Origin of the sequence: Cloacibacterium caeni (assembly GCF_907163125.1) — a bacterium.
GTDB classification, from domain to species: domain Bacteria; phylum Bacteroidota; class Bacteroidia; order Flavobacteriales; family Weeksellaceae; genus Cloacibacterium; species Cloacibacterium caeni_B.
This window is the reverse complement of the sequence record NZ_OU015319.1, coordinates 923,557-938,027: the sequence shown is the minus strand read 5'-3', so window position 1 is coordinate 938,027 and position 14,471 is coordinate 923,557. Positions and strand designations below refer to the sequence as shown.

Here is a 14,471-nt window from a genome sequence, read left to right as displayed (position 1 = left end):
AGATAAAAAATGAAATACCAAATCAGTGAAATGCTTCCAGAAGATGGGACGAGAGTTTTAGAAATTTTAAAACAAGGTATTGATGGCGGCAATGCTACTTTTGACAAAGATGTGCCAAGTTGGGAAGCTTGGGATAATAAATATTTCAAATTGTGTAGATTGGTTTTGGTAAACGAAAATGGAGTAGTGCAAGGTTGGGCTGCCATTCAACCGGTTTCTGCAAGAGTATGCTTCAAAGGTGTTGCCGAAGTCAGCATTTATCTCGATAATTCAGTTCAAGGAAAAGGTTTTGGCGAAATGTTGCTCCATAAATTAATAGAAGAAACCGAGGAACATCATTTTTGGACTTTACAATCTGGGATTTTTCCAGAAAATGTAGCGAGTATTAAAATTCATGAAAAATTAGGCTTCAGAATCATTGGAATAAGAGAAAAAATCGCTGAAATGAACGGTGTTTGGAGAGATGTAATTCTTTTAGAAAGAAGAACCCATAAATTCTAAAAACGTTAAAGTTTTCATAAGAAATAAGATTTTGGCAAAGCTTTTGTTTTAAAGAAAGTATCAACCCCAAAATCTTAAAGAAATGAAAAATATATTTAAAATATTCGGCGCTTTAGCACTCACGATAACTGTAGTTTCTTGTGGTTCTAGTAATGTTTACGGAGATAATGGAAGAGTTTATAGAGCTCCAGATGGTAGAGTTTACAGACAAGGCGAAATTTATAGAGCACCCAATGGTGATGTTTACCGAAATGGTGTTTTAATCAGAAGTGGTTCTTCTACGGTAATCATTGTAGATGACAGACCACAAAATTTACCTCCTGGACAAATGAAAAAAGTCTATGGAACCAAATCTGCTAAAGTTTTCGCGCCTGGTCAACAAAAGAATGATCGTTATTACTATGATGAACACGGCAAAAAAAGAAAAATCAAGCACAAAAAGAATCACCGATAAAAACAGAGATTAAATATTGATAATGAGAGCCCGAATTTTCGGGCTTTTTTTATGAAATTCCTTTTTCTATATTTCTATTTAAATATACTTTATAATCAGGAGTTTCCACAGCATATTCTGTATGCATGAAAGGCGAAGTTAGAATAAAATCTGCGGTAGAGGCATCACATGCTACGATAATATTCCAAACGGCACAGATTCTTAAAAAAGCCTTTACATCTGGATCATGAGGCTGCGCTTCCATAGGATCCCAAAAGAAAATAACGATATCTATTTTTCCTTCGGCAATCATTGCACCGAGTTGTTGATCTCCACCAAGTGGGCCACTCATTACTCTGTGAACAGGAACGCCCAATTCATTTTCTATCAATTTTCCCGTGGTTCCCGTAGCAATTAATTGATGTTGTTGAATCACTTCACTGTGTTTTTTTACCCATTCAAGTAATTCATCTTTTTTATGGTCGTGAGCAATAAGCGCTATTGTTTTTTGAGGAGAAAGCAACCTTACATTTTTAGTCATTTCATACATTTTTGATCAAGTAAATTTACAAAAAAAGCAGAACAAAATGTTCTGCTTTGGTATTAATTGTACTTTAATATTTTAGTTTTGGCTAAGATATTCAGCAGTTGCAGTTCTATTAGCATTCATTGCTGCTTTACCTTCTTGCCAGTTTGCTGGACAAACTTCTCCGTATTTTTGAACGTGAGTGTAAGCATCAATTAATCTTAAATATTCAGCTACGTTTCTTCCAAGAGGCATATCATTTACACTTTCGTGGAAAACTTTTCCTTCTTCATCAATTAAATAAGTTGCTCTGTAAGTTACGTTAGACCCAGAAAAAGTTTCGTTTCCTTCTTCATCATATTCGAAATCTTGGTCTACAATTCCTAAAATATTAGCCAATTGTCTGTGTGTATCAGCTAAAAGTGGATAAGTCACTCCTTCGATTCCTCCCATATTTTTTGGAGTTGATAACCATGCGAAGTGTACCTCGTTTGTGTCACAAGAAGCACCAATAACCATAGTGTTTCTGTTTTTAAATTCTTCTAAAGCAGCTTGAAAAGCGTGTAATTCTGTTGGACAAACAAAAGTAAAGTCTTTTGGATACCAAAATAATAGAACTTTTGATTGATTTTTTACTGCTTCTTCTAAAACGTTAATTCTTAAATTTTCTCCTGATTTAGAGATTGCGTCTACCGTTACATTTGGAAATTTTCTTCCTACTAATGCCATTTTTTTGTTGTTTTTTACTATTATATTTTCAGACTGCAAAATTAATCAATTTTAAAATTTTTAAAATGAGAAACCGATAATTTTTTTCTATGACTCTTAAAAAGCAAAAAATCTTCAGCTTTTGACTGAAGATTTTAAAGATATTTTTAAAAATTTGTTAATGAATTTCTGCTTCTGTTAAAGCTTTTATAATTCTATTCATCGCTTCTTTTAATTCTTCTTCAGAAGCTGCATAAGAGAATCTGATACAATTAGCATCACCAAAACTTACGCCTCCTACACAAGCTACATGTGCTTTTTCTAATAAAAACATCGCAAAATCATCAGAATTATTGATGAGAACACCGTCAATGGTTTTCCCGATGTAATAAGAAATATCTGGGAAGAAGTAGAAAGCTGCTTTTGGCAAATTAACTTTAAATCCTGGAATATCTTTTATCAATTCAAAAACCAAATTTCTTCGTTTTTCAAAACTTTCTACCATAAAATAATATTCACTCGGATCTGTTTCCAATCCTGTAATCGAAGCTCTTTGCGCAACTGTATTCGCACCAGAAGTCATTTGTCCTTGAACCTTATCACAAGCTTTTGCCAACCATTCTGGACAAGCACTGTAACCAATTCTCCAACCGGTCATTGCAAATGCTTTAGACATTCCGTTGATTACGGCAGTTTGTTCATAAACTTGTGGGAATTCTGCAATAGAAGTGTGTTTTCCATCGTAATTGATGTATTCGTAGATTTCATCAGAAATAATGGTTACATAAGGATATTTTGCTACTACATTGGCTATTTTTTCTAATTCATCTTTCGTATAATAACTTCCAGAAGGATTACATGGCGAACTATAAAGAATCACTTTGGTTTTTGGAGTAATCGCTGCTTCTAGTTGTTCAGCAGTCATTTTAAACTCTGTGTCAATATTCGTTTCAATAAAAACAGAAGTTCCGCCCATCATTTTAACCATTTCGTCATAAGAAACCCAATAAGGAGCTGGTAAAATAACTTCGTCACCATCATTTACTACCGCAGCTAATACATTGAGAATAGACTGTTTTGCACCGTTTGAAACACAAATTTGAGTCGGCTTATAATCCAGATTATTATCTCTTTTCAACTTTTTAGCAATCGCTTGTCTCAATTCTAAAAATCCTGGAACAGGCGAATAATGAGAGAAATTTTGATTAATAGCATCAAAAGCAGCTTGTTTGATATTTGCAGGAACCTCAAAATCTGGCTCACCAAGAGTTAACGAAATCACATCTATTCCCGCAGCTTTCATTTCACGGGCTTTATTGCTCATTACAAAAGTTTGAGAATAACTTAATCTGTTTAATCTATCTGACAGTTTATTCATTTTTACGATTTTTAGCAAAGATAAATTTTAAAGTATAAATTCCGAAAGATTTCCGCGATAAATTCTTTATTTTTGTTGAAATATTAAAACGCATATGTCTTCAGAAATTATTTTAAAATATTTCCCCAATTTAACAGACCAACAAAAATCTCAGTTCCAACAGCTTGAAACGCTTTATAAAGACTGGAACGAAAAAATTAACGTGATTTCGAGAAAAGATATTGATGAATTTTACGAAAGACACGTTCTCCATTCATTGGGAATTGCAAAAATTATGGAATTTGCAGATGGAACCAAAGTTCTAGACATAGGAACTGGTGGTGGTTTTCCGGGAATTCCTCTGGCTATTTTATTTCCGAATGTAGAATTTACTTTGGTAGATTCTATTGGTAAAAAAATTACGGTAGTGAATGCAGTTGCCGAAAGTCTTGGATTAAAAAATGTAAAAGCCTATCACGAAAGAGCCGAAAAAATAAAAGATAAATTCCATTTTGTAGTGAGCAGAGCAGTTACACAAATGCCTGTTTTCTTGCGTTGGTTAAAAGGAAAATTCGAAAAAGAACAATTTAATCCAAAACACAACGGTGTTTTATACTTAAAAGGTGGAGATTTAGGAGAAGAACTTGCTGGAATAAAATGTGAAATTTACAATCTGAAAGACCAATTCGAAGAAGAGTTTTTTGACACTAAAAAAGTAGTATATTTATCCAAAGGAAATTTTAATTCATAAAAACTTAAATCAATGAAGAAAATTTTTAACCTCAGTGTAATCACTTTATTAGCTGGATTTATCGCTGTTTCTTGTGATAGAAATGACGAAGATGAAATTCAAAATGTTGAAGCCATCAAAATAGACAGCGTGAAAATTGCACAAGACACGATGGATGTTTTCACCATTCAAACCATCAAAACGTATTCTACTTATCCAAGTGCTTGTGATGATTTTTTTGGATATGATTACATCAGAAATGGTTTAGAAAGAAATGTGGTGGCTTATTCTTACACCATTAACGGAACTTGTACTCAAGCAACAAGAGTTGGAGTAAATGGTTTCAACTTTAGACCAGAAGAAAAAGGGATTTACAGTTTCAAATTTTGGAACGGAAAAGACAGCAGCAACCAAAACATTTGGATTGAGAAAACAATTGTAGTAGAGTAGTATGAAGAAAATTCTCAGTCTTATTATATTGTTTTGTTTTTTAACTGTTTTTTCTCAAAAATTAGTCTGGAAAGAAGGAACAAAACTTAATTGGAGCCTTTTTAAATCCCTAGAAAACAAAATGAAAAGTGACAGCACCATTGTCAGTTATTCTTCTTGTGGACTAAGTTACACCGCTTTTAAAGACAAAGCCAATAATAAAATGAAGGTGAGAATAGATGCTACTTTTGACCCAAGCAAATCTTGGAAACATCCTATTAAAACCAAAAATCTCAATATCAATCATGAACAAGGCCATTTTGATATTGCCGAAATTTACGCTAGAAAACTGAGAAAAGAATTTCTAGAAAATGTAAAAACGGAGAAAGATTACCAATTGAAATTTAAGTTGATTTATCAGGTAATGTATGGTGAATTTCTCGATTATCAAAACTATTATGATAACATTACCAAACGAGGAACTAAAGCAGAAAAACAAAATGAGCTAGATGCAGAAATTAAAGCTCAACTCAAAAAACTAGAACACTATAAAAACTAATGAATTACCAAAAAACCATAAAAGAAATATATGTAGAAAGCCAAGAATTTCCTAAAATAGGAGAAGTATCGGCTTCTATACCCGAACTTAAAAATATCAGTCCGGATAAGTTTGGAATTTTCATTTCTACACATGAAGGAACAGAATTTGGCAAAGGAGATTTTCAGGAAAAAATTTCTATACAAAGTGTTTCAAAAGTCTTCACGCTGTGTTTGGCATTTTCTATTTTAGGCGAAAAAATTTGGCAGCGTGTAAATGTAGAACCTTCTGGTAACGCATTTAATTCTTTGGTGCAATTAGAAAACGAAAAAGGAATTCCCAGAAATCCTTTTATAAATGCAGGTGCAATAGTTATTGCAGACATTTTACTGTCTCATCTTAAAAATCCAAAAGAAGATTTTTTAGAATTTATCAGAGAAATTTCAGGCAAAAAAAACATTCAGTTTAACCAAAAAGTTGCCCTTTCTGAAAAGCAAACAGGCTACAGAAATTTTGCGCTTGGTAATTTTTTGAAATCATTTGGAAATATCGAAAACAAGGTAGAAGACGTTCTGGATTTTTATTTTCATCAGTGTTCTGTAGAAATGACTTGCGAAGAATTAGCTCACGCTTTTTATTTTTTGGCCAACGAAGGAAAAACCAAATCTGGTAAAACCATTTTAAATAAAAGTCAGATAAAAAGACTTAATGCATTAATGTTAACATGCGGTTTTTATGATGAATCCGGAGAATTTGCTTACAAAGTAGGATTGCCCGGAAAAAGTGGAATTGGCGGTGCAATTGTAGCCGTTCTACCCAGAAAATTTTCGGTGGCAACTTGGAGCCCAAGATTAAATGAAAAAGGAAATTCAGAAGCAGGAATGTATGCTCTGGAACTGCTCACAACCAAACTGGGAATTTCAATTTTTTAAGCATGAAATTTCTAAAAAAAACCATAACCAATTTGCTTGATAAATCTAAAGATTTATCGGGTTTTTCATTGGTAATTCCAGGAAAAAGACCTGTAGTTTTCATCAAAGAAATTCTTAAAGAACTCAATTATAATGGTATTCTTCCAGAGTTTTTTACGATTGATGAATTGGTGCATAAAATCAGTCAAAAACAAGAAATCAAAGGCATTGCACTTTGGCTTTTTGCCTATCAAACCTATACTCAGCTTTATCAAGATGAAGATCTTGCCACATTTTTAAAATGGTTCCCAACACTACAAAAAGATTGGGATGATATGCTGAAATTCCATGGAAACGACAAAGAAATTCTGGAATGGATGCTCGCTGAAGAACGCATCAAAAACTGGGGCGAAAATCTGGGCGATGAAGAAGGCGCTAGAAAGAGAAATCTCAATTTTTGGAGAAAAATGAATGCTTTTCTTCCTTTTTTACAAGAAAAATTAGAGGAACAGCAATTGGCTACTTCAGGAATGATTCATCTTTACACCAAAGAAAATTTAGAAAATTATTGTAAAAATTTCAATCTTAGAGCCGTTTTTATTGGGTTTAATGCATTTACTCCCGTTGAAGAAAAATTAGTCAGAACACTTTTACAATGGGACAAAGCAGATATTTTCTTTCATGCAGATGAATATTATTTCCATGACGAAAGACAAGAAGCAGGGAAATTTCTCCGCGAATACAAAACTTGGAAAGAATTTAATGATTCTAGAGATTTCAACTGGATTGAAAATGAATTCATTGAACCAAAAAATATAAAAGTTTATGAAGTTTCAGGAAATATTGCTCAAACCAAAGTTTTGCCAGAAATTCTTTCAGAAATTCACACAGAAAATTCTGATTATCAGAATACTGCAGTAGTTTTATTGGATGAAAATTTACTTCCTGCAACGTTAGATTCTCTCGCATCTGTTGAAAAACTAAACATTACAATGGGCTTTCCGTTGAAAAATTTGGCTTTTTCAAACGCGATGAAAAAACTGTTTCATCTTCATAAACAACTAGAAAAAAATGCTTCTTCGTATTATTACAATGATATTTTGCCGATTTTAGATGAACTTCCAAAGAATTTTAAAGACGAAAATATCATCAAAAACTTCGTTGCAACCTTAGAAGAAAGAAACATTGTCTACATTTCTAAAAAGCAATTAAGCGAATTATTGAACGGACTTTCTTTCTATAATTTGTTTGAAAAACAAGACGCTGAAACTTTACTCAATACTTTAATTGATTTTTGTAAAGATTTAAAATACAATAAAATAGACAATGTCCAATATGAAAACATTTCTCATTTTGAGAAGAGTTTCGTCATCATCAAAAATCAACTTTCTCCATATCAATATCAAGTAAAAATCGAAACACTGGAAGTGTTGATTAATCAACTCATTAACTCTGAATCAATAGATTTTGTGGGAGAACCTTTAGAAGGTTTACAATTGATGGGACTTTTGGAAACACGATTGTTGAATTTTGAAAACATTATTCTTCTTTCTGCCAATGAAGGAAAATTACCACTGGGAAATTCGCAAAATACTTATCTTCCGTTTGATGTAAGAAAACAGTTTAATCTGCATACTTTCTTAGAAAATGATGGAATTTATGCCTATCACTTTTACCGATTTTTACAGAATGCCAAGAATATCTATTTGCTTTACAATGCTCTCGGTTCTGGCATAAATACAGGAGAAAAAACGAGATTCATTACCCAGATTGAAATGGAATCTCAGCATAAAATAGAGCATATCATCATCGAAAACACTTCTGAACCGATTAATCAAGAACCGATTACGATTGAAAAAACACCTTCAGTTCTTGAAAAATTAGAAGAATGGAAGCAGAAGGTTTCGCCGTCACATTTGGTAACCTATCTTTATAATCCTATTGATTTTTATTTGGATAAAATTCTCAACACCAGAGAAACAACAGAAATTGAAGAAGAACTTTCTCAGCGTAATTATGGGACTTTAGTTCACAATGCTTTAGAATATTTATACGGAAAAATAATTGGTAAAATATTAAAAGTTAATGATTTAGAAAATTTACTTCAACAAGTAGATGAATCAATTGACAAAGCCATTGAAAGACTCAAACATCAACCAGAATTCTACGAAAAAGGAATGAATTTCGTACACAAACAAATTGCCAAAAGAGTAGTAGAATCTGTTTTGAATTATGATTTAGAGTTGGTAAAAAACGAAAATTCTTTGGAAATTGTAGCTTTAGAAAGAAAAATAGAAAATATTCCTTTCAAAATTGATGAAAATAATGAAGTGATTTTCTACGGATTTATTGATAGAATTGATATTCTGAATGGGACTTTAAGAATTATAGATTATAAAACAGCAAAGCCTAAGAACCTGAAAATCAAAGTAAAAGAAGACAAAATTGAAAATCTTTTCTTTGATGATAAATACAAACAAGCGATGCAATTGTGTATGTATCAATATTGTATTTCTCAAATAGATGAGTTTAAAAATCGTGAATTAGAAACAGGAATTTGGAGTTTTGCAGAGGTGAATAACGGCGTACAAAAAGTAGAATTTACCGAGGATAATTTTGAAGATTCTTTAGTTTCTGTGAAAAACTTAATTCTAGAAATTCTCAATCCAGATATTCCATTTACAGAAAAAGTTCATGAAAGTTGGAATTAAATTTCCCGCAGATTTCGCAGGTTTTATTCATCACTTTTGTCATTGATTCCATGAAATTTTCAATTTCCGAAGGAATCAAAACAATTTTGTAGAGATATCTAAACTTCTTTAAATTAAAGTTCTTAATCTGAAAATCATTATTTTACATTCTAAGAAGGTTCCGAAGGAACCAAATATGTGTAGCAAACAAAGATTAAGAATTGTGGCGTTCCGTAGGAACGCAATGTAATAAAAAAGATAGCGTTCCTATGGAACGCAACTCCTACATATATTATTGAATTACACACATTACGTTCCTATGGAACGATAAATTTATTTATAAAATTTCTAAAAATTTTCCATATTTTTTTTAATCTCTGTTAAGAATTTCGAGGCAAGAGCACCATCTACAATTCTGTGGTCATAGCTTAAAGACAAAGTCATCACCGATTGAGGTAATATCTTTTCTTCACCGTTTTCATCAACAATCCAAGCTCTTCTCAGGATATTTCCTAAAGCCAGAACTGCAACTTGTGGCCGAGAAATAATAGGCGTTCCGCTTTCTGAACCGAACATTCCTGTATTAGAAACCGTGAAAGTGGTATCTTGAATGTCATCTGGTTTTAGTTTTCCAATTTTGGCTCTGGTTCCGATTTCTGAAACTTGTTGAGCAATCTCTGTAACCAATAAATCCTGTGCATTTTTAATATTCGGAACGATGAGATTACCGTCAGGAAGTGCTGCTGCAAAACCTAAATTGATGTTTTTCTTTTCTAACAATTCTTCATTATTAAACCAAGAATTTAGAGTAGGATAGACCTTAATTGCATCTATCACTGCTTTCATAATCACATGCGTATAAGTGAGTTTTACCGCATTTTCTTGTAGAAATTTCTCTTTATTTTCTTCACGATAAGCGACTAATTTCGTCACATTTGCATCCATAAAAGTAGTAACATGAGGAATGCTTCGCCAAGATTTTTCCATATTTTCGGCGATGAGTTTACGCATTTTAGAAAGTGGCTCCAACGTTTCACCGAGTTCTACTTTGAGTTGAAGTTTTTCTTCAATAAATGGAGTAGAAGTATTTTGTTTTCTTGGTTTTAAGAAATTTTCTACATCTTGTTTTCTGATTCTTCCGTTTTCTCCAGTTCCGTTAATTTTCTGCAAATCTTCTAAACTCAATCCGTTTTCTGCAGCCATTTTTCTTACCACTGGAGAAAGAAAAGATACGAGTTCTGAGTTCCGATAGCTATCGGAACGAGATACGAGTTGAGTTTTGTCATTTTGAGCGGAATGTAATGGAGTCGAAAAATCTTTATTAGACACTTCGACTGCTTCACTACGTTTCGCGCTCATTGTGATGGTTTCAGAAACAGCATCATCCACTTCCATGGTACAAATAGGAGTTCCTACAGAAACTTCTTCGCCTTCTTTTACGAGAATATCTTTGAGTGTACCTTCATATTCTGAGAAAATTTCAGAATCTACTTTGTCGGTTCCAATTACGGCAAAAAGTTCATCTCGTTTGATGAAATCTCCAGGTTTTTTCAGCCATTCTACAATTTTGGCTTCGGTAGTAGATTCTCCTATTTTAGGTAATGGTATGTTGATGGTTTTCATTTAATTTTTTAATTTTTTAAAAAATTTTATATCTCAAAAAAAACTTTAGCCATTCCTAATATAAAGTATAATAATGGCAACAAATTAATAAGTAGAAAAATAATTTTGTTTTTTATATTTTTTTCAAAATATAGCAAAATAGCATTTAATAAAGAAATTGGTAATACTCCAAAAAAAATTGCTAATGATATGAAGCTTCCGTATTGATAAATCCAACGTAAATCGCCAATTCTAAAAATTTCAATATATCTTTTTAAAATTATTGAGGAAACAAATAATAAAGGAATTAAAACAGCAATAGTTTTAAAAAGAGTAGGTCTTTTAAAAAGTTCTTTTATATTCATTTTTCTCTCGCTGATTTTGCTGATTTAGCAGATTTTTTTTCTTTTAAATCTCCTTGATAATCTTCTTTTATTAATCTTCCTCCTTTGAAAATAATTAGATACAAAACTAACAATGGAATAAAAGGAATAAATAAAAATCCGAAAAATTCTTCTTTTAATCTGAAATAAATTAAAGAAAATAAATCTTTAAATATAATTTTTGGTTCTTTAAGAAACGTATATATAATTGCAATGATGCCAATTGCAAAAATCAAAGGAACAATTATTTGTATAATTTTAATTTCCAATATTTTAATATTTCTATATTATTCATTTTTCGCGTGAGCGATTGCAGTGGAAATCCTTTTATTTTGTCAGTCTGAACGGAGTCGAAGACTGACAAAATAAAAAGATTGCAACGGAAAGCGCGACTTTTTTGCATGGCAATAGCGGTGGAAAAAAGGCACGCCAAAATCAAAAAAAACTTTGTCAAAGATATTACTATTTTCCGATATTTCATTTGATTGCTTCAAAGTGCTTGTTTCATTGGGTTTTACAATTTTAAGATAAGAAAACTAACGAATCCAAAAGCATCCAAATTAAGAGTTTGTTGAACTGCTTGTTGTACTTTTGTATCAGGTTGCTTCCCTTTGCGAAACTTTCTATTTAAGAGGTTTCTTTGCTTTGCACTGTTTTGCAAAGGGAATATAAAACCTAAAAATATACAACATTATGGCATCAGTAAAATTAGTTCTGAGAATTGTCTTAAATAACCTAAAATCTTCCATTCATATTCTACAGTAATGGGAAATGCAGAAATATGGCTATCTCCTCCTAGAGTAAGGTCAGGGTTAAGAATCAAGAAAATTTCTGTTCCTGGAACTTCTATGTCTAAGCGATTGGAGACTATTGAAAGACTATAAAAAGCAGCATCTCCTTTTGCACTTTTGCTATACTGTAAATCTTTATAATGTATTTTATTGAGTAGATTTACGACTCCTGTTTTAATGAAGCCTAAAATATCTGGAATGTCCTGTTCTGAAACTACAGAGGACAGCCGTGGATAATATCGGGGTACTATAGATTTTTGGGTAGGCATATTTCTTATTTTATTCTTATTGATTCAATCTTTTTGTAACACCTAGATTTCGTTGTTATATTAATTTTTTAGCTTCTAACATTGATGTAACTTAAAACGGATTATCACCATTAATGACATCTTGGATTCTACTTTCTATTAAACCCTTCAAAGTAAGATTTTTTATTCTTCTATAAATATTCGTAGGTGAAGGATCACTCTTTATTTGACATAGTTCTGGATTATCACCTTCATCTAAAAACATAAAAAGCTCACCATTACCACCAACTATATCTAAAAATAAATATGGTCTGTTCATAGTAACACCATAAATATTTAAGTAATCAGCTCTGTGTTCAATATTCATTTCTTCTATGCTATCCCAAGATCCAGTATCCATAACATAGCAGTAGTCTCCCGCCAAATACAAGAACTCTTTTAATACTTTAGGAAACAGATTCCCATTGTTAAAAACCTGTTCTAAATGAGTGATTTCCAATAGAGAAATGCCCCTATTTGTTGTTCCATCACTTGGAATATCTCTTAGCTTTTGTAAATAATCTATTGTCATAATTAAAAAGGATTATATCCTTCTAAGTAATTCTGAATTCTACTGTTAATTAATGTTTGCAAGGTTCCTCCAGTTCTACGATAAAAATTACTTTGAGTAGGGTGGTTTTCAAGCTGGTTCAAAGGAGGATTATCTCCTTCATCTAGAAAAATAAATGCAGGTAAACCAACTGAAGATAAATCCACAAAAAAATAGGGTCTTGTAATTGTAATCCCATATAATTCCTGTAGTTCTAACCTTTCTTCACTCTGTAGTTCTTGTTGACTGTCATAAATACTGTAGTCTAAATAATTACAACTATTTCCTGCTAAAAATAGTAGTTCTTTTAGTACTTGAGGGAATGGATTTCCGTTGTTACATAACTGCTCGAGTTGAGCAATTTCGGATAAAGATAGTCCTTCATCTGTAAAACCGTCCATTTTATTATTATCTCTTAGTTTCTGTAAATACTGAATTGTCATATTAAAATATTTTAAGGTAATAATTCTTTTGCTTTCTTTAATGTTTTGGCTTTAGGGTTAGAAACAATCTTAAAGGTAATATTTTTGCCGTGTTTTTCTGCTAATAATTGTAAATAACCTAAATAACCTTGGCAACTAGTACAGGTGAATAATGTTGAATTTGCAGAAATAATAAATTTATCACCAGAACCCCAATGATTTTCCAAAAAAGTAAAAATATATTTCAATTCTGTATCATCTGCTCTATCTATTTTCCTTTTATCAATTGCTTTTAATGAAAAAATATCAAATAAGGATTGGCTAGGATTTTTAATCCAGTTTGGAACAGGTGTTCCACCAAAAAGGGCTATAATTTTATTTTTTCTACCGGATAAAAAACTTTCACCAATTGTAGCTTTTATGAAAATGCGTTGATTCCTGTAATATCTAGACCCGTGATGAGTAAGTGAACGTCTTCTGTTCCTTCGTATGTGATTACAGATTCTAAGTTGGCAGCGTGACGCATCATTGGGAATTCTCCCATAATTCCCATTCCTCCAAGAATTTGACGAGATTCTCTTGCTATGTTAATTGCCATTCTCACGTTGTTTCTTTTTGCCATAGAAATTTGAGCTGGAGTAGCTTTATGGTCATTTTTCAAGGTTCCTAATCTCCAGCAAAGCAATTGAGCTTTAGTAATTTCAGTTAAAAATTCGGCTAATTTTTTCTGTTGAAGTTGGAAACTTGCAATCGGTTTTCCAAACTGTGTTCTTTCTTTAGAATACTGAACTGCTGTGCAATAGCAATCTATCGCAGCACCAATTACGCCCCAAGAAATTCCGTAACGTGCTGAATTTAAACAAGAAAGAGGACCTTTAAGACCTTCTACGTTTGGTAAAAAATTTTCTTTAGGAACTTTTACGTTATTAAAAACCAATTCACCCGTTTTAGAAGCTCTGAGAGACCATTTATTGGTAGTTTCTGGAGTGGTAAAACCTTCGTAACCACGTTCTACAATCATTCCGCGAACTTTTCCATCTTCACCTTTTGCCCAAACTACAGCAATATCACAAAGTGGAGCATTGGTAATCCACATTTTAGCACCGTTAAGCAAATAATGATCGCCCATATCTTTGTAATGCGTTTCCATTCCGCCAGGATTAGAACCGTGATTAGGCTCTGTTAAGCCAAATGCACCAATAAATTCACCAGAAGCCAATTTTGGAAGATATTTGCGTTTTTGTTCTTCTGAACCAAACTCGAAAATAGGAAACATAACCAAAGAACTCTGTACAGAAGCCGCAGAACGAACGGCAGAATCTCCACGTTCTAATTCTTGCATAATGAGTCCGTAAGAAATTTGGTCTAAACCAGCACCTCCATATTCTTCTGGAATATAAGGACCGAGAGCACCAATTGCTCCTAATTCTTTCATGAGATTAGGAATGTCTTTATGATGTTGCGCTGCATCATCAATTTGAGGCATAATAAATGACTGAACCCAATCTCTAACAGAGTTTCTGATTAAGATATGTTCTTCTGTAAGTAAATCATCAATTCCATAATAATCTGGAATGCTATTTAAAGGATAGTATGACATTGCGTTTAAATTT

Annotated in this window: 18 protein-coding genes; 7 read left to right on the top strand and 11 right to left on the bottom strand. The window is 32.3% G+C overall.

Features of this window, described 5'->3' with window-relative positions; all coding sequences use genetic code 11:
- Positions 1-9 precede the first annotated feature (9 nt).
- Both KKQ79_RS04310 and KKQ79_RS04305 read left to right on the top strand, forming a co-directional pair.
- Entirely contained in the window at positions 10-501 is a 492-nt protein-coding gene (locus KKQ79_RS04310; protein ID WP_213189136.1) for a GNAT family N-acetyltransferase, read from the top strand.
- A gap of 82 nt (positions 502-583) precedes the next feature.
- Positions 584-955: a hypothetical protein gene (locus KKQ79_RS04305; protein ID WP_213189135.1), complete on the top strand. Its 372-nt coding sequence runs from the start codon at positions 584-586 to the stop codon at positions 953-955.
- 49 nt (positions 956-1,004) lie between these two features.
- Here the strand turns inward: KKQ79_RS04305 and KKQ79_RS04300 are convergent, their stop codons facing one another.
- The 3 genes from KKQ79_RS04300 to KKQ79_RS04290 form a co-directional block, all read right to left on the bottom strand.
- Positions 1,005-1,475, bottom strand: coding sequence for a methylglyoxal synthase (locus tag KKQ79_RS04300; RefSeq protein WP_104794106.1), 471 nt, complete (start codon positions 1,473-1,475; stop codon positions 1,005-1,007).
- Between the two features lie 81 nt (positions 1,476-1,556).
- A complete protein-coding gene (locus KKQ79_RS04295) occupies positions 1,557-2,189 on the bottom strand; it encodes a peroxiredoxin (RefSeq protein WP_213189134.1) in 633 nt (210 codons plus the stop codon).
- A gap of 157 nt (positions 2,190-2,346) precedes the next feature.
- Complete coding sequence (locus KKQ79_RS04290; protein ID WP_213189133.1) at positions 2,347-3,546, bottom strand: pyridoxal phosphate-dependent aminotransferase; 1,200 nt, start codon at positions 3,544-3,546, stop codon at positions 2,347-2,349.
- A gap of 94 nt (positions 3,547-3,640) precedes the next feature.
- Here KKQ79_RS04290 and rsmG point away from each other — a divergent pair, with 94 nt between their 5' ends.
- The 5 genes from rsmG (at position 3,641) to KKQ79_RS04265 (ending at position 8,844) form a co-directional block, all read left to right on the top strand.
- A complete protein-coding gene (gene rsmG / locus KKQ79_RS04285; RefSeq protein WP_213189132.1) occupies positions 3,641-4,276 on the top strand; it encodes a 16S rRNA (guanine(527)-N(7))-methyltransferase RsmG in 636 nt (211 codons plus the stop codon).
- A gap of 12 nt (positions 4,277-4,288) precedes the next feature.
- The gene (locus KKQ79_RS04280) at positions 4,289-4,705 is read left to right on the top strand and encodes a hypothetical protein (RefSeq protein ID WP_213189131.1); all 417 of its coding nucleotides are present in this window, start codon (positions 4,289-4,291) and stop codon (positions 4,703-4,705) included.
- Positions 4,706-4,826: 121 nt separating this feature from the next.
- Positions 4,827-5,243, top strand: a complete 417-nt coding sequence (locus tag KKQ79_RS04275) for a DUF922 domain-containing protein (RefSeq protein ID WP_213189130.1) — start codon at positions 4,827-4,829, stop codon at positions 5,241-5,243.
- Positions 5,243-6,154 (top strand): glutaminase, encoded by a 912-nt coding sequence (locus KKQ79_RS04270; protein ID WP_213189129.1) that lies wholly within the window; start codon positions 5,243-5,245, stop codon positions 6,152-6,154. The genes KKQ79_RS04275 and KKQ79_RS04270 overlap by 1 nt, the downstream gene beginning before the upstream one ends.
- Before the next feature lie 2 nt (positions 6,155-6,156).
- Positions 6,157-8,844: a PD-(D/E)XK nuclease family protein gene (locus tag KKQ79_RS04265; protein ID WP_213189128.1), complete on the top strand. Its 2,688-nt coding sequence runs from the start codon at positions 6,157-6,159 to the stop codon at positions 8,842-8,844.
- 327 nt (positions 8,845-9,171) lie between these two features.
- Here the strand turns inward: KKQ79_RS04265 and KKQ79_RS04260 are convergent, their stop codons facing one another.
- The 8 genes from KKQ79_RS04260 to KKQ79_RS04225 all read right to left on the bottom strand — a co-directional run bounded on the left by KKQ79_RS04260 (position 9,172) and on the right by KKQ79_RS04225 (position 14,458).
- Positions 9,172-10,446 carry a dihydrolipoamide acetyltransferase family protein gene (locus KKQ79_RS04260; RefSeq protein ID WP_213189127.1) on the bottom strand — a complete coding sequence of 425 codons (1,275 nt, stop codon included), beginning with the start codon at positions 10,444-10,446 and terminating at the stop codon, positions 9,172-9,174.
- A 26-nt stretch (positions 10,447-10,472) separates the two neighbouring features.
- Complete coding sequence (locus tag KKQ79_RS04255) at positions 10,473-10,790, bottom strand: hypothetical protein (RefSeq protein ID WP_213189126.1); 318 nt, start codon at positions 10,788-10,790, stop codon at positions 10,473-10,475.
- On the bottom strand, positions 10,787-11,077 hold the full coding sequence (locus KKQ79_RS04250) for a hypothetical protein (RefSeq protein WP_213189125.1): 291 nt from the start codon (positions 11,075-11,077) through the stop codon (positions 10,787-10,789). The genes KKQ79_RS04255 and KKQ79_RS04250 overlap by 4 nt, the downstream gene beginning before the upstream one ends.
- A 422-nt stretch (positions 11,078-11,499) precedes the next feature.
- Positions 11,500-11,868 carry a hypothetical protein gene (locus KKQ79_RS04245; RefSeq protein ID WP_213189124.1) on the bottom strand — a complete coding sequence of 123 codons (369 nt, stop codon included), beginning with the start codon at positions 11,866-11,868 and terminating at the stop codon, positions 11,500-11,502.
- Between the two features lie 91 nt (positions 11,869-11,959).
- Positions 11,960-12,418: a hypothetical protein gene (locus KKQ79_RS04240; protein WP_213189123.1), complete on the bottom strand. Its 459-nt coding sequence runs from the start codon at positions 12,416-12,418 to the stop codon at positions 11,960-11,962.
- 2 nt (positions 12,419-12,420) lie between these two features.
- Positions 12,421-12,879 (bottom strand): hypothetical protein, encoded by a 459-nt coding sequence (locus tag KKQ79_RS04235; RefSeq protein ID WP_069797584.1) that lies wholly within the window; start codon positions 12,877-12,879, stop codon positions 12,421-12,423.
- A gap of 11 nt (positions 12,880-12,890) precedes the next feature.
- Positions 12,891-13,085, bottom strand: a complete 195-nt coding sequence (locus tag KKQ79_RS04230) for a hypothetical protein (protein ID WP_213189122.1) — start codon at positions 13,083-13,085, stop codon at positions 12,891-12,893.
- A 191-nt stretch (positions 13,086-13,276) separates the two neighbouring features.
- Positions 13,277-14,458 (bottom strand): acyl-CoA dehydrogenase family protein, encoded by a 1,182-nt coding sequence (locus KKQ79_RS04225; protein ID WP_213189121.1) that lies wholly within the window; start codon positions 14,456-14,458, stop codon positions 13,277-13,279.
- Positions 14,459-14,471: the final 13 nt, after the last annotated feature.